Source organism: Hymenobacter sp. BT559, assembly GCF_016427535.1.
GTDB lineage: Bacteria > Bacteroidota > Bacteroidia > Cytophagales > Hymenobacteraceae > Hymenobacter.
This window is the reverse complement of record NZ_JAELXV010000010.1, coordinates 78,967-102,134: the sequence shown is the minus strand read 5'-3', so window position 1 is coordinate 102,134 and position 23,168 is coordinate 78,967. Positions and strand designations below refer to the sequence as shown.

Sequence of the window (23,168 nt, the reverse complement as noted above, 5' to 3'; positions counted from 1 at the left end):
CCCCCTTTTTATCTACGCTTATGGCTACTTCCCCCGCTCCCTCCCCCGCCCCGGCGGCCACCTGCATCCCCTATGACCAGGCGACCCCAGCCCAGCTGGCCCTCGCCCTGGCCTACCTGATGCAGGAGTTGGCCGACCACTTTCCGACGCTGGATTTCGCCACATGGGGCAATACCATGCTCGCCTACCAGCCCGACCTCTGGGTGGCCGGCGAGCAGGTGTACCTCGACTATGCGGATGTCACCCTCCTGACGCAGCGCCTGGCCACTTCACCTAGCTTGCCGGAACTCGACCCACCTATCTACCCAGACAGGGCCTGCTACCTAGCCAAGCGCATGGTCAACTACCAAGACGAGGCCCTGGAGGCCCTGGACGAGATGGCGGAGAACCCGCTTGCCTACGGGCCGCGCGTCTTCGCACTGGTCACGAGTCTGGCCCTGGGCAATTCGGTGGCTGATAACGTATTCGCCGCGACGCACCGAGGTCCGCAGGGGCGGCCCGGCAGTGCCGACCCGGCCCTGGCTCGCGCCGCGGCTCCGGAGCGGATACGGGCGCTGCGTGCCGCACGCGGCGCACTGGGTCATCTGCCGCTACCCTCCCCGCCGGCCGCCTCGGCCCCCGGCGCTACGCCCGGCCAGTAGCGGGGTGTCCTGCCGTGCCACAGCCCGGTATAGGCGGGCGCCTGCGCTGGGCAGCCTGGCATTTTCACGTACCTACCCCCTTCTCTTTCCGTTTCTTCCTCTCGCTTATGCTACTCATTTTCCGCGCTTCGCTGGTTACCACAATGGGCCTGGCCCTGCTAGGGGGGCTGCTAACCGGCTGCTCCTCCCCTAGCCCGGCCACCAGCGAAGTCCCGGCAACCGTCGGTACTCCCCCTACCCCCACCCCGCAGTTTCCCTTCGGCAGCCAGGTCGATTCGCTCAATGGCATCGCGGGCCACACGTTCGGCGAGCCGTTGAGCGCCTTCCCCAAGATGCGCTTGCTGCCCCCCACCTCGGGCGAGTTGACGCGCACGTATTCGTATGAGGGGAAAGAGGGCTGGTTTGGTAAGCACCAGGCCCAGGTCTCGACCCAGCTCTACTATTTTCTGAATGGCAAGTTCTGCCGCTTTCTGGCCATTGGCAACTCGACCGTGCTGCGGCCGGAAGTCACTTACCTATTCGGCCCTGGCCAGGCGGAAGGCAAGTACCGGCTCTTCTGGGAGGGCAGCCGAGCGCGGGCCGCGTATGTGGAGCAGGCGCGCGGCTTTGGCATGGAGGGCCGCCTAGACGTACTGAGCAAGGCGTTCGAAGCCGAGCAGGCCGCTCAGGAGAAGGCCCGGCTCAAGGCCGAGAACATGCAGTAGCTGTGCCTTCATTCTCCCGGCATTGCTACTAACGGCCTTGTTTAAAAGCTTGGTACAAATGTCACACGGTGTTATCCGTTTTCCACTCGACGGTCATGTACCTTACTCCTGCCGCTATCGGTTAAAGAGCTCATCATCGAGTCCCTCTAATGTGAAAAGACTATTTGTTACCCCTGAACAACTTAGTCAATTCTGGTCCTACCCCGATGACCCATTGGAATGGCAAGGCTACGTCGGAAGTAGTGAGATTGATGGGCTTGATTCCCCCTACGTAAGCCCAGCCGCCCAAATCAACCAACAACCCTGGCGTGGCGGACTGCAAAACGTAAAGCCCAGCATTATCCCTAGCGGAAGACAAGGCATAGCCCAGAATAAATGAACCTCCGACGTAAAAGTTGCTACTCGTAATGTACTTCGTTCCTACAGCCAGGCTTACAGGCAATGCTGTAAACTTGATGCCTTCGTCAGTACGACGCAATGGAGAAGCAAACATGGCAAAAGGCACCCAAAAACCGACCGTACCCTTCCCAATATATCCTTGCCATTTCTCATAGAAGCCAAAATAGGCATGCGTTGCGCTACCACCACCGCGAGCTACAGTAATATCAAGTACAGAGTAGAGCTGCGGGTTGTCGCGAACAATCTCCTCGACATCAATGAATATATAATCACGGTCGTCATCAGTATATGCTACGGACGGCTTGAAGACGGTTAATACTTTACTACTCTTATTCTTAGTATCTGTTTCCTCACACTGGATGGATGTTACGTTGGCGTCTTTAATCTTTATTCTAGTACCATCAGACTTGGCGAATAGAATGACAATGTAATTGCCCTTTACGCCCGTGTGTTCTCCCATTTCTTGGTCGGTCGATACTTTATATACGTTGTCACTATAGACGGGCAATTTAGTTTTATCATCCCTCTCTTCGGGCGACATTTTACTCTCTTCCCCGCGGGCAACTTTGATTGCTGCTGATTTAATGGCAAACAAGTAAATACTAGGAACTACGGGACTTGAATCAGCGGCCGTGCCGTTTTGTCTTGCGGATTCCCCTTGACCGGCCTGTCCCGTTTGTGCTCTTGCAGGGGAGCAAATGAGTGATAGAAGGATAAAGAGCAATGTAGAAGGCAATTTCATGTCGGTGGTGATTTGGGGTAGCGCAAGCAAAAGTTCATGCCTTGTGTCTGCCAAAAGAATTCTGGTTATCAAATATATAAATATATACTCGCTAACCAGAATCAAAAAACAGTCGCGCAAACCTAGTTTCTCTGCTGACACGGGACATCCGTGCTAGCACGGATGTAGCTACACAAATAGGGAAAACCCTCCGACTCGGAAACTAAACAGCTCGAATGCTGCTGATAAGGCACAAATCACGTGCAGCCCTGGATACACAGTGGCCTCGAATACAACAGCTTGCAGCTATCCCCTTCCTATAACGTCGCCTTAAATGGCCTCGGCCCTCATCGCTGCGGTGCACTGCGCCCGCGGGAGCCTTAGTTTTTGCTAGCGCTTTACCGACACCAACTGGCTTCTTCGAGCCTATACCCATCTACGTTAGTCGCGCTCATATTCGTCTGTCTTCTGCGCTGGCAACTCAATTCTCTTAGCAGGGGTGGGCAGTGTGTCCGCCCCTACTTGGCGGACCTCGGCCCGGACTAGGCGGCCGTAGGGTGTTTCTAGCACTTCCACCTTATTACTAGCTGTCTTCCACTTATCCAGCATTCCACTTAGCGCTGGAAAGTCTGGATGCTTCGTCCGGTAACCCAGCTCTAATTCTACCGTGCCGTTTTGCTGCGGCCGCTCCGCGTTTATCCAAGCGCCTCTCTCATGTAGCAAACTGGTAATCCCTTTCACCCGCTCTGCCGCCGTGCGCTCACTAGTAGCCGCTATGACAAGCGTGGCTCGGCCTTCCTCACCAACTCGTACTGGCCACTGCGACTGGGGCTGCTGAAAGCCCTCGCTCTGCTCCCGAACGAGGACTTCCGGTGCCGATTGTACTTGCCGCAGGGCCTGATTTACGGCTTCCAGGTTTGCCCCCTTCCACTCGTAGCGGTATTCCAGCATCGCCTTGCCCGCCACCGGTAACCCAAGGCCCGCAATAACTTGTGCTCCGGCAGCCTCCAGCAACTGTTGAAACTGCTTAGCCCGTTCGGCGGCCGGCTCGCCGGCTCCAGGCCCTACCTCCACCTGCCCGCGCACCAACTCCGTTTGCCTGCGCGCCATCGCGGCGTCGACCTGTGGTTCCAGCCGCTGCCCATTCGGTAGCAGCTCGGCCAGGATAAACTGCCGACCGCTCGGTTCGTGCTCCAGCCAAGCTTTCCCATCTGGCTGAATCGTCCGTTTATAGGCCTGCTTCTGCAATTGCTGGTCCAGCTCGGGATACGAAGTAAATTGGCGGGCTTTTAGCACGTCGACCAGCATCCGTTCTGCTCGCCAATGGCCCTCTTGCTGTGCTGCTCCTTCCTGCTGCACCTGCTGCCGCAGCCTCGGTGCGGTTGCTCCCCCAGGCTGCAGCAGTGCCAGGTCGAATGTTTCGCCGCTTTTCACATGCAGCAGCTGAGCTGGCTGCCCGGTGGGTTCCAGGATAGCAAAGCCCGCCTGCTCCACCCGCGCCTCGTATTCAGCCCAGCTTTGGCAGCTACCTTGCTTCTTCGCTAAAGAATGTTCCAGCACTCGCTGCCCTTCCGGCTGTAGCTCCCGGCGCGTGGTTTCTCGCGTATCAGCCAGCTCTTTCAGCACCAAGCGCCCTGCTTCGGTAGCCTGCGCCTGTTCCTTATAAGCAGCCAGCTGCGCGACGGCCAGCGGTAGTTCAGTATAGTTAATAGTGGATAGCTTCTCGTATTCACCTTGTTTTTCCGCCTGTTTAGCCTGCCATGGCAACTGCGCTAGGTGCCGCTCCTGCTGGGGAATCAGCTTGCGTAACTCCTCCGCTTCGCGCTGCTCGGCAGCCCGGCGCACCGCCTCCTGCCTGGCCAGCGTCTGAGTAAGGGCCCCCGCCTCAAATTGAGGGCTTAACGCCTCACCCGGTAGCTCCCGTTTTGGAAATGCCGCCGACGCGAAACTGATTTCTTTTAGCTGCCCATCAGCGTGCCAGTGGGGCCGGACCGCAACCCCTTCTCTCGCCAGGCCCAGTTGCAGCTCCGTTAGATTCGTTGCTCCCGGCACGTGCTTCTCCAGTGCTGCCAGTAGCATTGCGCGCAGCTGTACTTCTTGCGCCCGCTTTTCCTGCGCTTCCAGTGTCTTGAATAGCTCTTGTGCGCCGTACTGCCGGTCTATTTCAGACCCCTTTATGTGCAGTCCCGGGTAAGCCTCCGCCGTAAAGACCGCTCCCCGCGACTGCTCTTGCTGTTGGATAATCCTTAAGTCAAGGCCTTTTGTCCGTAAGGTCTCCTGCAGTCCCGTCATTGTCGTAGCTGTCGGCAAGTGTTTCTCCAACGCCTGCGTCACCAGCGCTTTCAGCTGCAGCCGGTGAAGTTTCTCCACCGGTTGTCCAGGCTGCTCCGCCTTCGCTAGCTCTTGGGCCGCCCCCAGTTTCTTGGCATCTACAAAGCCCATTTCGGCCTCCACCTGCCGACAGGCCGCTAGACTGTCCTCCTTGCTGAACTTATCAGGCAGCAAGCTGCCATCGTTGGTTACCCGATTCAGCAGCAGGTGGCAGTGCGGATGGTCTTCGTCATAGTGCCGAGCCACTACCCATTGCGTCTGCTCTGGGTCGATGCCACGTGACTGCATGTAACGCATGGCGGCCTGCGTCATGACTTCATTCGTCAGCTTCTCTGTTTCGCTGGGGGGCCAGGCCAAGGAAACGTGCTCCGCCGCCATCGTTACGTCGGGCCGGGTACTGCGCTGAAACGCGAAGTCAGCTGCCATCTCCGCAGGGCTGCTGACGCGCACGCCGTTCACGGCAAGCACCTCGGCTAGCTTTCCTTGCTGTTGTAGCACGTAGGCACTGAGTCTATCGAATGAGTCATTGTAATACAGCTTACCTATCATAGCGCATCTTTCTTTTATTCTATTCTGGCTGGCACCAGTTCAGCCAGCAATCGTAGCATCTCCGCGTACAGCGTCTGCAATTGGCTTCGCTCGTACGGGTCCAGGTCCTCGCGCTTGGACTGCTCATTAAAGTTGTTTGCCGCCTTGACGAGCGCCCGGTAGTCGACCCGCTCTTCCTGCGTCCACACCCGGCTCAGGACGGCGCGTAACTCTAATCCTAGTGTGCCGGCCCGCACAATGGCCGTGGGGGTATCGCCGGCTAACGTAGCCTTCAACACAATGCCGTCCCACTCACTTTGGGTAAAGCGAAGGGTGAAGTTTTTTCCGTGCACCAGATGCTTCGGCTTCGTCGGTGGCTTATCCAGTGCGTTTGGGTCACGCTCATAGACTGCCTTGCGGGGATGCTTGCGGCCGCCTGTTTTGTCTTCGCTGGTAGCGTTGCTCATGCGTTCTGTAAGGGGTGTAACTACTGTGGTTTCTGAAAGGATGGGAGGTGGCACGAGTTAGCGTTCCGGAGCGGGAACGCAACGCAAGAACGCTAACTCGTAAGTTCTGCAAGGCAGAACACAACATTGCCCCTCCCCCACTGCCTATCGTCTGGCTACGTTATTTACCGTTCTTTCCATATTCTCCAAGTTGCGTTCCCTTACCGTTCGCGCTGCTTCCGACTCACTACAGGGGTAGCTTCTTATGTGGAACTACTAGCCCAGTCCTTGCCTCGAAAGCGTCCCAGTTATACATCCGCTGAGTCATATCGAACCCCTCAACTTCCATTCTGACCTCGTTATGAAACGCGTTACTGGTGGCTTGTTTGGTGAGCGCTATTATTTCGTCGACGATTGGGCACCTTTCCAGCTTCTCCGCCAGGTCCTCGATTTTCCACAAGCAAATATCCGAATCTCTGATAATCTTGTTCAGTACGCTCTCTCTTCGTGTGGGTGCCCAGGGTTGCTCAGAAGCGGATACCTCCTCCACTGGCGTACTGGTTACCGCTGCTTTCTTCTCTCTCTTATGAGATTTCGAACGACAAGCATCTGAGCAAAACTTACTGGTGTCCCTTTTCTGCTCGTACTGTTTACTACAGTAGCCACATATTGCTGTCGTCGTTTTCATAATTTCTACTTCTTCGCTGAGTGCAAAATCCTATGTTGTTCTCAAGTTAAGTAAGCAGAGTTGATATCTCCTATTCCATCAATAAAAATCCTTTAACAAAATCATAATTTATAAAATATTTAATAATTAATTACTTTAATACAAACACCCTCATTACACTTCTCATTTCACATGATTTTATTACTTCAGATTTGGTAAAATTTTGGTCCAAATATTACTAGTGAATACTTGTCAGCAGGCTCTCTATAAAATGTCTCAGCTGTATGAAGAGGCCGCGCTATATCAAAAACGCAAGACAACGATGAGCCCATTCGACTATTAAACATGAGCTATCTTGTCTCATTATGTCAGTAGTTTAGGCTAAGATTAGTAGAAGCTGCACGTCAGCTTGACCATAAGCTAACCTTGCTCAAAAATTGCCTCAATTGCGTTTAAACACCCGTATTCTGAGACACCCCAACCTGCTAAAATTTCGACCGCCCGACCTCAGCGTTGTTTTCCGCTCTTACTCTAGTGCGCCCCTTTGTTAGTCTTCAAGGCCAACGGCTTTAAAACCTCCGGAAAGCTGCCTTCTTGACACGCAGGATAATGCGCCCACAAATATTACCGTTACATGTATTTGCGATGCTCAGAACAGTCCTAATGAATACATAGCCACTCATTTGCTTTAGTCTAGCTGCCTTTCGCTAATCAGCCAGTCAGTTTTGATTGTTGGATACTTCGTGACTCATCTCAGTCACCGTACCCAAGGAGCCTGCATATGTGGTCAACCCAAATCTTTTTATAAGCTAGGTTGGATTGGCTTACCAGTGTTACCAACTCATTAGCTACCAAATAAACGCTAATTGGTAAGCCAGGGAAGATTACATTACCTGTGTTACTAGATTTAGTCTTGCACTTCTGAGCGTCAGCTTACCTGTGTTACCTATTAGCCGATTGAAAGCAACGTCGTTTGAACTGCTCGGCCTACTGCGCACACATGGAAACCAATCGCTGCATCTGGTTCACGCGGCTACCGCTATCCTGCATGAACCAGCCCTCTCGTGTGAAACGATAGGCGCCACCCCCATTCTACCATGTCCCAGTCCAGCTTGCAGGACCTTACTAAGTAGTAATCTTCCGTCACCTAGCTGGTGCCTGACTTCGGAGAGTTCTGAGCCGAGGGTTCCATCGTCGCATTACGCTGCCGACCTTCCCGCACGCGTACCCGAAATTGCTGCTCCCGTTCGTGGGCTTCCGGCGGGCGCGGCTGAGCTGGCTCCCGGGCGGCCAGGAATTCGAGGAGGGCTTCCTCCAGCGCCTGTTTTTGGGAGTACGCGTAGTCTCCCTTAGCCCGGCGAGCATGCACGTAATCGCGCATCTGCTCTAACAGGTGCCGGCGTACCACGAACGTCTGGCGCGCATCTCCTGCCTCAGGTAGCTGGGTAACTATCGGTGGCAAAGCCGACCTGTCTTCGGCCACGGCCTCATCGTTTGTGCTGCTGAAGTCTGTCGTGCCACCGGCCGTGCGAGAGGTATTGGCTGACCGGGGTTTGTGGACGCGCTTACCTGGTTTGGCCGTGTTACCTAACTTACCAGTCTCACCAGCCGGCGTAGGTAATCTAGGGTTACCTGGTACTACAACCTCGCTTGGTTTTGTTACGGGGGACGGACTACCCACTTGCGGGGCAGTTAGTCCCCCGGCTGGCTCGTTGAGCAAGTCCAGAAAATCCCGTCCTGTTGTCGGCGCTGGTACCACCCGCTGGGGCAGCGTTGGCAGTTGCTTGAATGACTTGGCCATCGTTCGTAAGGAGGCTAGCGTACTAGTATTTCCTGCACCAAGGCTGCGTAATCTACCGCCCCCGCACTCTCCGGCGCGTAGCTGAAGATATCCTGCCCTAAGTGCGGAGCTTCCCCCAGCAAGATGCTTTCCCGGATAACGGTCGTGAGCACCAGGTCTGGGTACTGGCTGCGGAGTTCTTCGGCCGTTTCCCGACGCAGGATTTTGCGCTTATCGAACCGCGTGAAGAACATCCCCTTAACTTGCAGCTGCGGATTCAGCCGCTGCCGGATTCTGGCGACTAGGTCGAGGACTTTGCTTACCCCGTCGGCAGCGTAAAGTTGTCCTTCCAGCGGGATATAGAGCTCCGTGGCGCATGCGTAGGCGTTAACGGTAAGCAGGTCCAGGGAGGGAGGGCAATCCAATACCACGAACGCACACCGCTCCCGCCAGGGAGTCAGCAGCGTACGCAGCAAATATTCTCGGTTGGGTACCCCACTGGTCAATTGCTCCAGCCCCGAAAGGGCCTCCGAGCCGGCTACTACCACCAGGTTGGGCATCTGCGTGGCATGTGCCTTCAGGGGGTGCTCTCCCAGCAGCGCGCCGTGCAGAGTAACGTCAACCCCGGTTACACCCAGCCCGCGGCTGGCATTCACCTGGGGATCTAGGTCTATCAGCACCACCCGATGTCCCAGACGGGCTAAACCTGCCGCGATATTGATAGCGGAGGTAGTCTTGCCGACCCCACCCTTACGATTTGAAATGGCTAGTACCCTTTGCATGAGGGCCAAATTACATGCCAAAATCGCCCGTTTTCCCGCATTAAGGAAACAATCAAACTAAAGCTTTTATAAGTTATAGTTTAGGTCGATATCCACTGCTACGCATACGCTTTTTACCGCACACCGGGTGCCATTTATCCGCGCTGCCACCGACTGAGGTGGTCACGTGTTAGTGGACAAAGAGCTAGAGTGGATTGAAAAATGACGTAGTCGACTATAACGCTCAGTGGGAGGTTCTCTGTTTCTTTTCCGCAGTAGTTGAGCAGGTAGCCTCGGGCAGCGGCCGAAAGCCTTGAATAGATATTGCTGGTGCCGGGCTCAAGGCGGCTGCAGGTCGTGTCTTTGCGCATTGCCCTGCTACCTGATTAGTGCGATGAAGTACTAGGATAGAGAATCTGCTTTAAGCTTATTGCGCATAAACGCCTGCATAATCAACATTTCCGCTTCCACCTTTTCGGCGCTGTTACGTTGCTTGGCATCCTCCAGCGCTTGTTTGCCTGCCCGTATAAAGGCTGCATTGCAGTAGTTGGTTTTATCAGTGATAGGGTGTCTGGAGCGGCGCTTGCGCTCCCAGGCCTGGAGTAGTACTAATGTGCCCTCTCGTCGGAGAACGGGTGCGTACCTGGTTATATTCCCATCCATGATCTGCCAGTCTCGTAGCTGCTGAATAATATCGCTGGTAGCGTAGTCTTGTAACCAGGCGTCGGGTACTGCTGTGAGGGGATTTTTTTTCTTTAACTCAAACCGAAACCGGATAATCTTTTTGCGGCCCTTAGTGAGGCGCCCTGTCTCATAGACGGGGATAAAGGCAAACTCAAAATCGGTATCTGTCAATTCTTTAAGTGCTCCTTCTATAGTATTCTCAATCAGTAGTGGGGTAGTGGGATACCTCATTACTGGTTTACCCAGCTTATCTTTTACCACTTGTCCGCGCTTGTCGACCTCGTGCCAGCAGTCCATATACTGGCGGTAATCATCGACGGACACTTCCCAGTAGCCTTTGTCCTGCCAGGCGGCTAGCATTTCGAAGAACCGCATACTGTACCAGCTTTTCAAATTCAGGTAGCCGTAGAGCGGAAAGCGGCTGTCATGAGCAGCTTTTACCAGATAGGGGGCGAGTTGCGGGTTGAGCAGAATCGTGATAATACCATTCTTATATCCTACCCGCTGCTCTTTAGTGGTGTCCAAGAGGTGCCGGAAATACCACTCTTTATGGTCAATGCTCTCAAACTCCCACTTCACGTCGGCTAATTCGTGGAGAGCGCCCTTGATTTTGGCGTAGGCTGTGGTAGCGTCTACATCGGTACCCTCCAGAATGGCGGCAATGTGTAATTGATAAAAATTTCGCAGCTGATAGTCGTCCTCTCGTATCTGGTCAATAACCCGGGCAAGAATACGCTTGCTATAGACTGAAATTTTCTTCTGGCGAGCGAACGTGACATGCCAGTGCTGCTTAACTTCTCCCAGGTATTCTGGAATGTATTGCAAATCAAGTTTCAGTAGAGGAACAGAGCGACTAGGATGATTATCGGCCACGGGAGATAGTAGAGGGGTTGTTGATTATGGAATACCCTCGGCCAACAAATGGTAAGCCAGAAAATTTATAGCTGTTAGCATTATATTTAAAACACTGTTAAACAAGTATTAAAACATTTTTTAACTCTTAATTATGTATCTGCCAACGCACTTGTCTAAACCTTACTTTATTACAAATATTTTTAAACACGAAATTTGGCACGATTATTAACAAAAACCATACCAAATTATGAATGTGTTGATGCTTTCTGAGGTAGTTTAGCTGGAATGGATAGAAAGCAGTCTTAATTTCCTTTGCCCATGCTCGACAAGAAAGTAGTTGAAGGTCCGTCTGCCTTCAAAGCCGAGTGTGTGTACTAAGTGGCCGCCGGAGCATATTGCTCGTCAGCATCCAGGTGGATGCGTGGACGATAAGCTACCTGTGCCGGGTGCTAGGCGTGAGTTGCAGCAGATAGCATCACTGACGGGCTGCCAGTACGCCACCAGTTCTTGGCTGGCAGCCGGCCGCGCAGCAGGCGTTTACGTGCTATGCTGGCGGCATGGCCCCCCCAGCGCATGATGTAGCTCGACCTGGTCGCCGCGGTGACTGAAAACCGGCTGCTGGGTCGGCCTGTGCCTACGCAACCTAACTAGGTCTGGGTGGATGACATCACTTACTTGCCGCTGGTAGTACCTGGTCAGTTGGAGTGACGCTTGCTCGCGGCGGGTCGTGGGCTGGCACTTAGATATGCAGATGTGGACCAAATTGGTGTTTGGCCTTCTTATGGCAGCGGGGTGATAAAATTACTAAGCCCTCACTGGGCTGCTTCCGATGGCTTTCGCACGCTGCGCAGCCCGTTGGGCTTTACTTCTACCTGACTGGGGAAGGTGTACTTGCCCAGGCGGTTGCTGTGCTCGTAGCGAGCGGGCGAGAGTCAGGTCTAGTCTTCGGCGCGCACCTGTACGCCTGCAACAGGTAGCGTTTGCGCTACCTGTTGCAGGCGTACAGGTGCGTGGATGACCCAAAATAGGTCGGATAAGAAACGGCAACGAGTTGGCCTTTTCGAAAGTCGCAGGGCTTGACCACTAATCGGCTATAGGCCGCGCGGTCATACCCGGTTAAAACAAAATTGACGGTATCTGCTAGATTAGGGGAGGTATGGGCTAGGCTAAGTGGCCGCAGCACCTGACGCACCAGCAAGGAGCCAAAAGATTTAGTCGATTCATGCTCCATCTGCTGAAGAAGTTGTGCGGAGTTATCGCTGTTGTAGCCAAATCTTTAACCCGGTCGGAAGCTATTGAACGTATTTCTTTGCGCGATATAGGTGAGCAAGTGCTTGAGTTGGATGCGCGGGTCATTTTCCCAGCGGGGTCCCAGGTGAATGTAGTACTTGGTCATCGGGTGGTCCAATTTGATTTTACCTGCTTCCACTAATTGCAGCAGCACGATAATCCCAAGGTTTTTGGTCAGCGAGGCCAGGTGATACACCGTATGCGGGGTAGGTCACAGTTGGTGTTCAACATCGGCATAGCCCAAACCTTTGTACCATACCAGTTTGCTCTGCTGAACAAGGCCCACGGAAAGCGACGGAATGTGGTAGCGCTGACGGAGCGCTTCTACTTCTTGGGCAAAGACCGTGGTATCCGCCAGCGATATGGTGGACGGCTGAGCTGCCAGTTGGCTACTACCCCACAACAGCCAACTGGCCACGGCCAGGGCTGCCAGGTAGCGCGGCCGACGAAGCTGCAGGTGTCCGCTACTCCTGCACATAGGCTTGCAGCCACTGGATACAGGCAGGGGCGTCGATAATGGACCACTAATGGGGGAAAGGTCGCTTGCCAATGTAGCCTTTCCCACTGGTTTCCACATAATCAGCCCGACTATTTCCTTGGCGACGTAGGTACTCTATCATGGTCTTGAGCATGGCCGCATTCAGGTGTACAGACAAAGTCGAGTTCCTGTCTCACGACAAGGTGTCTATTAGCCTAAGAAAAGTCCGATTGGAGGTAGGTCTCGGTGTTGTTTTGGTACCTGTCTAAAACTTACTTTTTACCTTTTATCGCTTTGCGCCCCTTATTCTGCATCATGTAGGTCCAGGTGTATGAACTCGACTATCTGTTCTATTGGAGAAACGAGACAATCTTATAAACGAGATAATTGCGTCAGTTCAGCTTGCGATAGTTTAGAGATAATGAGTCTAGGTATTGTACTGACTTTATTCAGGAGTAATAATTGTGAGGAGGTAAGCTAATTGTCTTATAATAATAGCATAAAATAGTAGAAAAGTACAATCCCTATTTTTTGCTATTTTATGCTCCGCTGTTTGTTGTTTTTCCGTTCCGTTGTACTACGCTGCATATAATCTACACCTCTGAATGCCTTCGATTGTATGGCGGACTAGATAGTAGTAATTTACAAGAATAGTTGAAAAGAACCTAATAGTATACTATAAGGAGTAAACGGCTATAAACTAAGTTTTGGACAGGTAAAAACTAAGCTTTAGACAGGTAGGTAGGCTTTAAAAGCTAAGCTTTAGACAGGTGGGGCGTCTTAAAAGGTAAGTTTTGGACAGGTAAAAGCTAAGCTTTAGACAGGTAGTTATCCACATTGCATTTAGGTCTCTTAATGGGCGAATTCTGTTTGAAGCCTTAATAAAGTAAGGTTTAGACAGCTGTTCCGCCGATACTAGAAGCCGCATCTAAAAATGAGGTCTCAGCAATCGCACCGAATAAAGTAAGGTTTAGACAGGTAAAGGGTAGTAGAGCGTCAAATAAAAGATGGCCGACAAACCAGAGGATAAAAAAAGTAAGATGCGATTTCCAATACCTTACTCTTTTACTTTATTTAGTCTATATTGCGTAACCTTCCCGCCACCGTTCGTTGTGTAATCTCATGGCTGACAAACGTATCACTCGCGCCCCTATCACCCCGATGCTGGAACTTGACCTCAAATATGAGCCTGAATTTCGTGGGGAAGTAAAGCAACACTGGAATGTGACGTTCGCTCACCAGAAGCGTATCTCTGTGTATGGCAAGCGTATTATGGCGCGGGTGATTGACCAGATTCGGGATAACGACTTTCAGCTGCGGGACTTCTACCAGCTGCACATCTCCTCCATCCTAGAGGGTACCGATATCGATACGGAAACTGCCTACGCCAAAATCAAAGGTGCTCTCTATGAATTGGCCGACGTGAAGTGGGAGTTTGAGAGCATTGACCATAAAGAGTGGTATTTCCGGCACCTCTTGGACACCACCAAAGAGCAGCGGGTGGGCTACAAGGAGGGTGTCATTACTATTTTGCTCAACCCGCAGCTGGCCCCCTATCTGGTAAAAGCGGCCCACTACAGTCGATTTCCGCTCCACGGCTACATGAACCTGAAAAGTTGGTACAGCATGCGGTTCTTTGAGATTCTGGCTGCCTGGCAGGACAAAGGCTACTGGGAAGTGTCCGTCGATGATTACCGCCAGTATATGGACTGCTGGCACGAGGTCGACAAGCGCGGGCAGATTAAGAAAGGCAAGAACGGGCAACCACTAGTGAAGTATGCTAATACTATGCTGCTGATTGCAAACACCATGAAGGAACCACAAAAGGAGTTGGCCGGCACTGATTTCGACTTCGACTTCACTCCCATCTACGAAACTGACCGACCCGGCCGGGGCCGCAAGAAGATTATCCGGTTTCGGTTCGAGTTGAAAAAAGGGCCGGCGCTGAAAGATATTCCTGCCTCTTGGCTGGAACATGTTGATACGGGGAGTATCATTGTGCGACTGCGAGAATGGAAAGTAACGGATGCCAATATTGTTAAGTATGCGCCTATTCTCAAGCAGGAAGGGGCTTTGGAGTTACTTAAGGCTTGGGAAGCCAAAAACCGCTCGAACCGGCATATTGACGATAAGCTGCGCTACTGCAACGCGGCTTTCGTGCGGGCCGGCAAGCAGGCGCTAGAAGATGCCAAGCAGGCGAAGATTGACGCAAAAAATGAGGCAACTGAGGCTAAAATAATAGTGCAGCAGGCACTTAAGCTGTAAAGCCAGTTTATATTAGGTTGCACGGACAATTAAAGGCTGTCGATTTTTCAATGCTCTTGCGCTTCTTTTGCTCCTTATCAGGAGAGCATCAAAAAGTGTGGAGTAGTCGGCTTAAACGGTGTAGGTAGGCGTTCTGCCAGTTGTGTCAAGAGTTTGGTGTCCTCGACCGCCTCACACTTTTTGATGCTCTCTTACACCAGTAGTTCGTTTTTGGTGGCCGCGCCACACACGTTCGTAAACCCCGCCATGTTCACCCCAGCCAGCCTCGACTACCTGCGCCTCTTGGTCATGTACGCGGGTATGTTGCTTGCCTAGGCCACCTTCTTTGCTTTCCAAGCTACGTCCCCGCACTACAGCCGCACGCTCCGCCTATGCGCACTTGGTGTGGAAGCTGTTTGGGCTACTGGTGCTGGTGACAGTGCTGAACAACGAGACGGAAAATTGCGGTAAGGGTCTCACTATCTCACTAAGCTACCCTGAAGCGGCTCATGGATTCGTGAGACGCCAATAAGGGTCATGTATTCGAGTATTTGAGGCTACTTTTTGCTTGCCTATGGCTTATCTCCTAAAACGAACGTTGCTGTTGCAGAATCCTCCTGTTTGTTCGAACGGCAGTCGCAGGCAGTCCCGAGACCTAATAATAGTTGCCCTTCGGCCAGTTTGCGAGCCCGATTCGGTTGCTAATGACTAGGCGCGAGATACTAGATTGAGTTGTGCAACAGCCAAGGACAGTTAGTGGGACACTAGCAAAGTACAGTGATTTAAAGCTTATTGTAAGCTTTAGTCTCGTTGTAACGAGAACACCTAAATCGAATTCTCGTACGATTTGGCCTTCTTATAGCAGCGGGGGGATAAAATTACGCTAAGCCGTTTCCAACGGCTTTTGCAGGCTGCGCAGGCCGTTGGGCTGTACGTCCACCTGGCTGGGGAAGGTGTACTTGCCTAGGCGGTTGATGTGCTCGTACCGAGCAGGTGAGAGGCGCGCCAGGTCCTCGTCGCGCACCTCCACGCCTTCGGCCCGTAGCGTTTGCACCACTTGCTGCAGGTAGACCGTATTCCAGAGCACGACCAGGTTGGTGACCAGATTGAGGGCGCCGACGACCTCCTGTTGGGCTTCTTCCTGTTTGCGGCGGATGAGGCCGTCGCCGCCAAACCAGAGAAACACCCGCAGCGCGTGCAGCCGCTCGCCCTTGTTGAGTTGCGTGTGAATCTTGCGTCGCAAGGGCTGGCTGAGTAGGTAGCGCAGGATAAAGTTGGTTTTGATGAGCCGCCCGTACTGTTGTAGTACATACGTCAGGTTGTGCTGGCGCGGGTAAGCTTGGAGCTTGCTGATGAAGAGGGAGGCCGTTACGTAGCCGAGCTTAAACGAGCCGGCTACCCGCAGCAAGTCGTCGAAACGAGCCGCGATGTAGCCCGGCTGCACGTGGCCGGTGAAGTGCAGGCCCGGATAGCTCAGCTCCCGGCCCCGGATGCGGCAGAGCTTCTGGTCGCCGATGTCGCGCAGGCGCGGCGAGTACTGCAAGCCCAGCAGGTCAAAGAGCCCGAACACCAGGTCCGTGTAGCCGTGCGTGTCGGTGGCGTGCTCGACGATGACTACGTCGGTTTCGTTGCCCAGCACTTCGTCCAGCACGTAGGTGGCGTCGCGCTCGGTGGCGGGGATGACCTTGCTGCCGTACTGGGCGTAATGGTCGGCCGTGTGGGTGTAGAAGGTCACGCCCCGGCCGTAGCCGAAGTAGCGCGGCAGGGCCTTGGCGTTGCGCACGGCTCCGCTGACGGGGAAGCGCTGGCCGTCCGAAGAAGACAGGCCCCCGCCACCCCAGTGCTGGGCCAGCCACTGGCGGTGCTGCTGGTTGACCACACGGGTGGTGGCTGCCCGCAGCGGCTGCTCGTGCAAGAACTGGTGGGTCGCCCACCAGACCGTTTGGTATGGCAAGCCGGTACTGCGCGCCATGTCGGACAAGGGGATGTTGCAAGCGGCGGCCAGCAGGGCCGCATAGACCGGCGCCGGCGTCTCGTTACCCCCGGCCGACGCCTCGCACAGCAGTCCGGAGAAGCCGGTCCAGCCATCTACCTCGACCAGAATGTCAGTTAACTCCACGGCCGGCATGCGGGCCCGAATCTGCTCGTCCAGCGCCTGGAGCGAAGCTGGTAACTCCTCGGCCTGCAAGGCCGTGAGCACCAGCTCGCCGTCCTCCAAGCGCACCTCGCCGCCTTCGGCCAGCAGCGCCGTGACCTGCGGCAGCAGCGCTTCGAGCTCGGCCAGGCGGGCCTGCAGGCGCTGGCTGGGGTCTTCGGGCAGGCCCAACTGGCGCAGCACCTCCCTGCGAAGGCCGGGCCACTGGGTAGCCGGAATCAAGTAGCTTTCCAGGTCGGCGAATTTGCGCGAGCCCGGCACGAATACATCTCCCGAGCGCAGCCGCTCGCGCAAGGTGGCCAGTACGCACAGCTCGTAGGGTAGGCGCTCGGGGGCCTGTTGCGGGTGCACGAAGCCCTGCCAGGAGGGCGTGATAAAATCGGTCGGGGCATCGGCCGGCAGCTTGCGCCGGGCCCCGGTCTGCAGTTCCACCACCAGGGCCAGGGCCTCGGCGAAGTGGTCCCCGGCAAAGGCGCTGGCAAATGAAACCTGCCGCAACAGGCTGGCGGAAAACTGCTTCAGGTGCGCGTAGCGCCGCAGCAGAAAGGCCAAAGGCGAATCCAAGTGGGTATCGCTCAGGGCGTAGTAAGCCTGTAAGGCCTGCTCCACCTGTTCCCGAGGGACCGTCTCGAAAACAGCTTGTCGCACCTGCCCGGCTGGTATGTGCTCGTCGACCACCGTGCGGGCGACCTGGGCGAAGACGCGCAAAGCCGTCTCGCGGGCCTGGCGAATAGCCAGCAGGTGGGCCTCGTACTCGCGCTGGGCTTTGCGCTGGGCCAAGGCCCAGTAGTCGCTGAACATGGTCAGCACCGCGTCGAGCACGTCGCGGTAGCTTTCCAGCACGAAGGCCACCAGCAGTGGGTAGCGTTTGGCTGGGGCGTAGCGGCCGATGGCTTGGCTGGTGCGGTGGCGCGCCCGGTGGGCCAGGCGCTTGCGGCGGTTGGCGTTCAGCCCGCTCGTGTCCCAGTCGACTAGCCCCAGTTGGTGCAGGAAGTCGAGCTTGGCCAGGGCCTGGTTGATGGCCGTGGGCGTGTTGGCCGTCGCCGGCTGGCAGAGCCAGCGGTGCAGGGTCACGCGCCGGGCGGGGTCGGGTACCAATAGGGCGTCGAGTTGCGCTTCCACCGCCGGCGTGAGCAGCGGGGCCAGGCGCTGGTAGGTGGCTGCGTCGGTTTGCAGCAGCGCTTGGCTCACCAGCAGTTCCAGCACCGAGATGGCCGGCCGCAGCAGGCGGTCCTGATGCAGCTTCTGACAGGCGGCCTGCAGTAGCAGGCGCGGCTGGTCGTGCTTCAAGGCCCGTTCCAGCAGCCAGGCTTCCAGGTCGGGACTGTCCAGCGGCTGCCACTTACGGTAGCCCAGGTGCCGCAGCACCAGCTGCAAGTGTTCGCTACGCGTCGCCGCTCGTTCGCCGTAGCTGGCCAGCGCGTCCGACGCGATGCCCAGCTGCTGGCCGACAAAGGCGGCCACCTGTACCGGCACCTGCTCGAACCAGTCTTCGGGCAGATAGCCCATCAGGCGCACCAGGCCCAGCTGCACGGCGCAGCCCAGTCGATTGCTGTCGCGGCGCTGGCGCTGGATGAATTCACGGTCTGCTCCCGTCAGGTGAAAGTGCTGCCGCAGGTCGGTTTCGCTGAGCGTGGCCGGCACCTGCTGGTAGCCCTGGCGTTCGGGCGCGGTGAGAAAGGGCGAAATCATGTGTGGGGGCGTGGGTCAAAAAGCCATAGCTTCTTGGCCCTCATCCGGAGCCGACCCACTGGGCCTTGAGGTACTTGAAAACATAGGGTCAGAAAGTAGGACCAAAAATAAACGATGGTTTATCTTTGTGAACCTGACTTTCTGACCCCGCATGAACAAAACCTTCGGCTACGCCCGTGTCTCCACCGTCGACCAGAACCTGGATACGCAGCTCGACATCCTGACCAAGGCTGGCTGTGACCGCATCTTCCAGGACAAAATCACGGGCATGAGCCTGCAGCGGCCCGCGCTCGATGAGTTGCTAGGGCTGCTGCGGGAGGGCGACACTGTATTAGTAGCGCGTTTCTTCCGCTTAGGCCGCAGCCGCGACCACGTGATTCACCTAGTCAACTCGTTTCACCAGCGGGGCATTCACTTCAAGGCCCTGGACCTGGGCATCGACACGACCACCCCGGCGGGCAAGTTCATGCTCTCCATCTTTGCCTCGTTGGCCGAGTACGACCGCGAGAGCATCCTAGAGAAGACTAGGGCCGGCCAACAGCTGGCAGCTGCCCAGGGCAAGCACATCGGCCGCCCCAAGGGGCTCGACGCTGAGAACCTGAGCAAAGTCAAGAAGGCGCTGGATAAAGGACTCTCTGTGACCGAGACTGTGGAACTGACCGGCATCAGCCTCTCCAGCGTCAAGCGCTACCGCAAATATTTACAGGCTGCGCTTACCCAGTAGCACAGCTGACGTTGGTCAATATGCTGCATGGGTTATGCGGTCCGATTCAATCAATTGCCTTCAAGGGCTTTGATATGAGTCATCGCGTTGGTATTCGCTGGATTCAACGCCAGCGAACGCCGGTAATTTTTTAAAGCGCCAACCCGGTCACCCGTTCCTTCTAACGCCTCGGCCAGACTATCGAACGTATTCGCGCTGTGCGGGTAGAGGGCTACGTTTAGCCGAAAGATGGACACGGCCTGCGCGGGCTGCTGCTGTTCCAGCAACTTATACCCCCACGCATTCAAGTCGTTTTCGGTTAATTGAAAGGAGGCATCTTTCTTCTTCAACCGGGCGGCAATGACCGGCGCTTTGTCGAAGCCTTGGTGGAGCAATGCCGCCCGTAGTTTTTTGATGGCGGGTGGCAACCCAAACCCGTGGGATTGCTTCATGTCAGGGAGGTAGTACCCGGCGATGTCATCAATGAAATACTCCGGATTAGCGCCTTGCACGTTGCTCAAGACGATGATGGACAACTCATCTTGCGGATACACGAAAAAGGCGGACCGCATGCCACCCACCGGGCCGACGGCCGGATGCTCCGCCCGGGTAACGGTCGGCCAACCCAGCGCGTAGCCGTTCACCAAGTCATTGAAGCCCCCGACCTGCCCATTGGGGAGCCGGGCCGGCGTCCACAGGGTGCGCAAACTGGCCTTGTCTTTCAAGAGGCGCCCATCTTGCAGCGCCAGCAGCCACTGCGCCATGTCTTGGGCGGTGGAGAGAATGCCGGTGGCCGTGCGAAAAAAGACCGGAAATTCGGCGTAGGATTCGCTTAGCTCGCCCCGGTCCACCCAGCGGCCGTCAAGGTTGCGCTTGGTCGTGTACGCGCCCGCCGAGTGGGGGATGACGTCTTGCGAATCGCCGAACCGGGTTTGCGTCAGGTTGGCTGCTTTGAACTGGCCCTCTGCAATGAATTGGGTGAAATGCACGCCGCTCACCTGGGTAATGATTTTGCCCAGCATGACGTACCCGGTCTGGTTGTAGCTGAATTTCTCGCCGGGTTTAAATTCCAGCGGCAGGGTTTTGACTTTTTCCCACGCCGCCGCTTCCTGACCGCCAGCCAGCACGTGCTCGGACTCGTCAATGATGTTGGGCAGGCCGGACGTGTTGGTGAGCACTTGCTGGAGCGTAACCGCTTGCCAGGTGCTGGGCAAGTCCGGCAGGTAGCGGGAAAGGGGGTCGTCGACGCGCAGTTTGCCGGCCTCGACCAGTTGCATGATAGCGACACCCACAAAGGCTTTAGTAATGGAATTGACGGAAAAAACGCTCTCCTTGGTCGTGGGGACGGCATGTTCTACGTTGGCCAACCCGTAGCTACTCAGCTTGACGAGTTGGCCGTGCCGAATAACGGCTACTTGCAAGCCTGGAATGTGGAGTTGTTGCATGCGGTCTTGCAAAAAGACATCAATGCTGTCGGGGCGGCTCTGCGCGTGTGCCCCAAAAGCCAGGAGCGCACTGCTCACCGCCCAGCTGAGTTTTAACAGGGTACTTTTCATACAAACACAAAAAGGTGATTAGCCATGCAACACATTGCCAGACAATGAATAGCGTCGGACATAGAGTGCTAGTCAGTTAAGGCAACAGCCTGTCAGATGCGAACAGCTATGATAAGGTTGCCTACAGACGTGTAGCTGCCGACAGCAGAATGCATTGCCACCCTTTCTAATGCCCTTAGAGGGCCTCAAAATCCGCCCTTATTGCGAGAATCGTTCTCCACCTGCTTGTATTAGTTGGTTTTTTTGGAAGCCGCCAATGTCACCTTTGAACAGCGCTTATAAACAAGGCCGCAAGCGCCGAAAAAAGCTTAGAGTAATTTTATCCCCTTGCTACTATAAGAAGGCCGATTTAGCACTACTTTTTTGCTGACTTGCTAGCTTGCTCATTTTTTAATTTGCAAACTTGCTTAATTGCGTATTTGCAAACTTGCTAGATTGCTTAATTTTATGTTTGCTAGATTGCTTTTTTGCTAATTTGCATCATTTCTTACTTGCTTTCTTGCTAACTTGCCGACTGTATTCCCTTTTACTTCAGTGGCCGCCATTCGAGCCACCACTACATCACCCTATCCAGTATGCGCACTTTGACTTTTGCGAATAACAAGGGCGGCGTGGGCAAAACCACTTCCGCACTGGCAGTCGCCCATCGCCTCGCCGAGTTAGGTAATCGCGTGCTGTTCATTGATGCCGACCCGCAGGCGAACGCCAGCACGGCTTCCGGTCTGCCGAAAGACAAACCCCACCTAGGTACGGCCCTGGTACCGGTGGAGGAGGGTGGCCAGGCCCCGGCACTCGGCGACATCTGTTATCAGCTAACGCCGCAGTTCAGCATGGTCCGCTCTGCCCCAATTATGGCGCAGCACGAGAAAACGTTTGGCAACTCCGCCGACTACCACTTTTTTTTCCGCCAGCAGCTAGAAGGCCTGGGCAAGCGCTTCGACTACGTCATCCTCGATACGGGTCCTAACCTGGGCCCCCTGACCGTGGCCGCCTTGGTAGCTAGTGATGCCGTCTTCATCCCATTGCTGCCAAACCTGTTCGGGAACGAAGGCATGACGGCCCTAGTAGACATGGTGGCGCGCCTGCGCCGCAACTTTAATCCGGGTCTGCGCATCGGCGGCATCTTCTTTACTAAGTACTCGCCGACCTACCGCAAGGCGCTACACCACCAGATTGCCCGCGGCATCCAGAATGACCCAGCGCTCCAGCACCTCGTCATGAAGCAGACCATCCGCGAAAATGTCGCTTTGGACGAAGCCCAGAGTATGCACCAGCCCGTCTATGACTGGGCACCCGCTTCTAACGGGGCCGCCGACTACCGTAGCCTGACCGACGAGATTCTCACCCGCCTACAGAACTAGCACGATGGGTAAACCAGATATGGCCGCCAGCCTCGCACGGCCGCAAACAAGTCCGGACGAATTGATTTACGGGCCGGAGGCAGTATCGGCTCCCCGGCCGGCCCCCGCACCGATGGTGGGCGACCAGCTGGCTTCAGGTCTGGCCAGCACGGGAGCAGTGCCCAAGGTGGAGCAACCGATGGAGCCCCACGGGCCGGCCCCGGCCGCCCGGGCAGTGTTTACCAGCCAGCTTAACCCGGACTTGTACCGCCGGGTGCGGCAGTACGAGTACTGGGCGGGACTGGACTTGAATGAACTGCTATCGGAGGCGCTGGAGGCCTATCTGGTCGATAAGCCCGAGGCCGGTCGGGAACTGCCCCCGAAGGTCGCGGCCAAAAAGCTGAAGGCGCTCCTCGGCAAGTCAGCTGGCAAGTAGGTGTCAGAGCTGAGTTGCCGGGTAAGGGAGGGGGATAAAAAGTGAATAATAGATGTTTTTCTATCCGCGCTACCCCCTTATCATGTCAATTTATGGTTAGTTGAGCGCATGCAAAACTGCGACTCAAAAAGTATGGCTCACAAACGCAGAAGCCAAAAACTTTCGGAACCCACTTCTTGACCCGCTGAAAAGCGGCTTTTCGTCTACTTTATTGGGGTAGGGGAGGGGGTATCAGAATGGCGCACCTTTCGGAACCTACCCCTTGAGCAACTTTAAACTCCTGGGTGGACCAGCCTTTTTAATCTTGCGCCTGCCTCTGTACTTCCACTCCTACTGCCCGGCAAAGTGTTGCGCCAGCACGCGCTCCACTTGCTGCTGCGTCAGGGGCTTGTCGAGATAGTCGGCGATGGGCATGTCCTGGATCAGCTGCTGGTCGCGGGAACTGACGGAGGTGGTGAGCATCACGACGACCACGGCCTGCTGCTGCTCGACGGGCAACTGCTGGTAGGCCTCCAGAAACTGAATACCGTTCATCACGGGCATGTTGATGTCCAGAAAAATTAGTACCGGGCAATCCGCCGGCTGCTGCTGGCAGTGCGCCTGCATTTCATGCAAGGCCTCCTGCCCATTGAGGGCCACGCGGACGTTGTCGGTCACGCCGAGGCGCAACAGCAGCTTTTTATTAAGGAAGTTCGTGGTAGGGTCGTCATCCACCAATAGCACCGCGGGAATTTTGCTCATCGGTAGCCCTATACGG

16 protein-coding genes are annotated in these 23,168 nt (G+C 55.3%); 7 read left to right on the top strand and 9 right to left on the bottom strand.

What is annotated here, in order from left to right:
• The first annotated feature begins 20 nt into the window (after positions 1–20).
• Together JAO77_RS22520 and JAO77_RS22515 are read left to right on the top strand one after the other, a co-directional pair.
• Complete coding sequence (locus tag JAO77_RS22520) at positions 21–641, top strand: hypothetical protein (RefSeq protein ID WP_198992798.1); 621 nt, start codon at positions 21–23, stop codon at positions 639–641.
• A gap of 107 nt (positions 642–748) precedes the next feature.
• Entirely contained in the window at positions 749–1,345 is a 597-nt protein-coding gene (locus tag JAO77_RS22515) for a hypothetical protein (protein WP_198992797.1), read from the top strand.
• Between the two features lie 160 nt (positions 1,346–1,505).
• On the opposite strand, the gene JAO77_RS22510 is transcribed toward JAO77_RS22515, so the two are convergent.
• From JAO77_RS22510 to JAO77_RS24635, 6 genes are all read right to left on the bottom strand, one after another.
• Positions 1,506–2,486: a hypothetical protein gene (locus tag JAO77_RS22510; protein WP_198992796.1), complete on the bottom strand. Its 981-nt coding sequence runs from the start codon at positions 2,484–2,486 to the stop codon at positions 1,506–1,508.
• 420 nt (positions 2,487–2,906) lie between these two features.
• Positions 2,907–5,345, bottom strand: coding sequence for a relaxase/mobilization nuclease domain-containing protein (locus JAO77_RS22505; RefSeq protein WP_198992795.1), 2,439 nt, complete (start codon positions 5,343–5,345; stop codon positions 2,907–2,909).
• A gap of 14 nt (positions 5,346–5,359) precedes the next feature.
• Positions 5,360–5,791 (bottom strand): hypothetical protein, encoded by a 432-nt coding sequence (locus JAO77_RS22500; protein WP_198992794.1) that lies wholly within the window; start codon positions 5,789–5,791, stop codon positions 5,360–5,362.
• Positions 5,792–8,252: 2,461 nt separating this feature from the next.
• Entirely contained in the window at positions 8,253–8,999 is a 747-nt protein-coding gene (locus JAO77_RS22495; RefSeq protein ID WP_198992793.1) for a ParA family protein, read from the bottom strand.
• Positions 9,000–9,380: 381 nt separating this feature from the next.
• On the bottom strand, positions 9,381–10,535 hold the full coding sequence (locus tag JAO77_RS22490; protein ID WP_198992792.1) for a replication initiation protein: 1,155 nt from the start codon (positions 10,533–10,535) through the stop codon (positions 9,381–9,383).
• 1,258 nt (positions 10,536–11,793) lie between these two features.
• Complete coding sequence (locus tag JAO77_RS24635; RefSeq protein WP_370550332.1) at positions 11,794–11,961, bottom strand: hypothetical protein; 168 nt, start codon at positions 11,959–11,961, stop codon at positions 11,794–11,796.
• A gap of 1,446 nt (positions 11,962–13,407) precedes the next feature.
• Here JAO77_RS24635 and JAO77_RS22480 point away from each other — a divergent pair.
• On the top strand, positions 13,408–14,550 hold the full coding sequence (locus tag JAO77_RS22480) for a replication initiation protein (RefSeq protein ID WP_198992790.1): 1,143 nt from the start codon (positions 13,408–13,410) through the stop codon (positions 14,548–14,550).
• Positions 14,551–14,730: 180 nt separating this feature from the next.
• Positions 14,731–14,865 (top strand): hypothetical protein, encoded by a 135-nt coding sequence (locus JAO77_RS24435; RefSeq protein ID WP_286192491.1) that lies wholly within the window; start codon positions 14,731–14,733, stop codon positions 14,863–14,865.
• Positions 14,866–15,412: 547 nt separating this feature from the next.
• Here JAO77_RS24435 and JAO77_RS22475 read toward each other — a convergent pair.
• A complete protein-coding gene (locus JAO77_RS22475; protein ID WP_198992789.1) occupies positions 15,413–18,376 on the bottom strand; it encodes a Tn3 family transposase in 2,964 nt (987 codons plus the stop codon).
• Between the two features lie 151 nt (positions 18,377–18,527).
• On the opposite strand from JAO77_RS22475, the gene JAO77_RS22470 reads away from it, so the two are divergent.
• The gene (locus tag JAO77_RS22470; RefSeq protein WP_198992788.1) at positions 18,528–19,100 is read left to right on the top strand and encodes a recombinase family protein; all 573 of its coding nucleotides are present in this window, start codon (positions 18,528–18,530) and stop codon (positions 19,098–19,100) included.
• A gap of 50 nt (positions 19,101–19,150) precedes the next feature.
• Here JAO77_RS22470 and JAO77_RS22465 read toward each other — a convergent pair whose 3' ends face one another.
• A complete protein-coding gene (locus tag JAO77_RS22465) occupies positions 19,151–20,635 on the bottom strand; it encodes a serine hydrolase (protein ID WP_198992787.1) in 1,485 nt (494 codons plus the stop codon).
• A gap of 575 nt (positions 20,636–21,210) precedes the next feature.
• Between JAO77_RS22465 and JAO77_RS22460 the strand changes: the two genes are divergently transcribed.
• Positions 21,211–21,996, top strand: coding sequence for a ParA family protein (locus tag JAO77_RS22460; protein WP_198992786.1), 786 nt, complete (start codon positions 21,211–21,213; stop codon positions 21,994–21,996).
• Between the two features lie 61 nt (positions 21,997–22,057).
• On the top strand, positions 22,058–22,411 hold the full coding sequence (locus tag JAO77_RS22455; protein ID WP_198992785.1) for a hypothetical protein: 354 nt from the start codon (positions 22,058–22,060) through the stop codon (positions 22,409–22,411).
• Positions 22,412–22,741: 330 nt separating this feature from the next.
• Here JAO77_RS22455 and JAO77_RS22450 read toward each other — a convergent pair whose 3' ends face one another.
• Positions 22,742–23,152, bottom strand: coding sequence for a response regulator (locus JAO77_RS22450; RefSeq protein ID WP_198992784.1), 411 nt, complete (start codon positions 23,150–23,152; stop codon positions 22,742–22,744).
• Between the last annotated feature and the right edge of the window lie 16 nt (positions 23,153–23,168).

What these genes read in the sequence shown, in the direction of transcription:
- JAO77_RS22520 (WP_198992798.1), top strand. Translation starts at nt 21, where the DNA reads ATGGCTACTTCCCCCGCTCCCTCCCCCGCCCCGGCGGCCACCTGCATC.
- JAO77_RS22515 (WP_198992797.1), top strand. Translation starts at nt 749, where the DNA reads ATGCTACTCATTTTCCGCGCTTCGCTGGTTACCACAATGGGCCTGGCC.
- JAO77_RS22510 (WP_198992796.1), bottom strand. Translation starts at nt 2,486, where the DNA reads ATGAAATTGCCTTCTACATTGCTCTTTATCCTTCTATCACTCATTTGC.
- JAO77_RS22505 (WP_198992795.1), bottom strand. Translation starts at nt 5,345, where the DNA reads ATGATAGGTAAGCTGTATTACAATGACTCATTCGATAGACTCAGTGCC.
- JAO77_RS22500 (WP_198992794.1), bottom strand. Translation starts at nt 5,791, where the DNA reads ATGAGCAACGCTACCAGCGAAGACAAAACAGGCGGCCGCAAGCATCCC.
- JAO77_RS22495 (WP_198992793.1), bottom strand. Translation starts at nt 8,999, where the DNA reads ATGCAAAGGGTACTAGCCATTTCAAATCGTAAGGGTGGGGTCGGCAAG.
- JAO77_RS22480 (WP_198992790.1), top strand. Translation starts at nt 13,408, where the DNA reads ATGGCTGACAAACGTATCACTCGCGCCCCTATCACCCCGATGCTGGAA.
- JAO77_RS22475 (WP_198992789.1), bottom strand. Translation starts at nt 18,376, where the DNA reads ATGATTTCGCCCTTTCTCACCGCGCCCGAACGCCAGGGCTACCAGCAG.
- JAO77_RS22470 (WP_198992788.1), top strand. Translation starts at nt 18,528, where the DNA reads ATGAACAAAACCTTCGGCTACGCCCGTGTCTCCACCGTCGACCAGAAC.
- JAO77_RS22465 (WP_198992787.1), bottom strand. Translation starts at nt 20,635, where the DNA reads ATGAAAAGTACCCTGTTAAAACTCAGCTGGGCGGTGAGCAGTGCGCTC.
- JAO77_RS22460 (WP_198992786.1), top strand. Translation starts at nt 21,211, where the DNA reads ATGCGCACTTTGACTTTTGCGAATAACAAGGGCGGCGTGGGCAAAACC.
- JAO77_RS22450 (WP_198992784.1), bottom strand. Translation starts at nt 23,152, where the DNA reads ATGAGCAAAATTCCCGCGGTGCTATTGGTGGATGACGACCCTACCACG.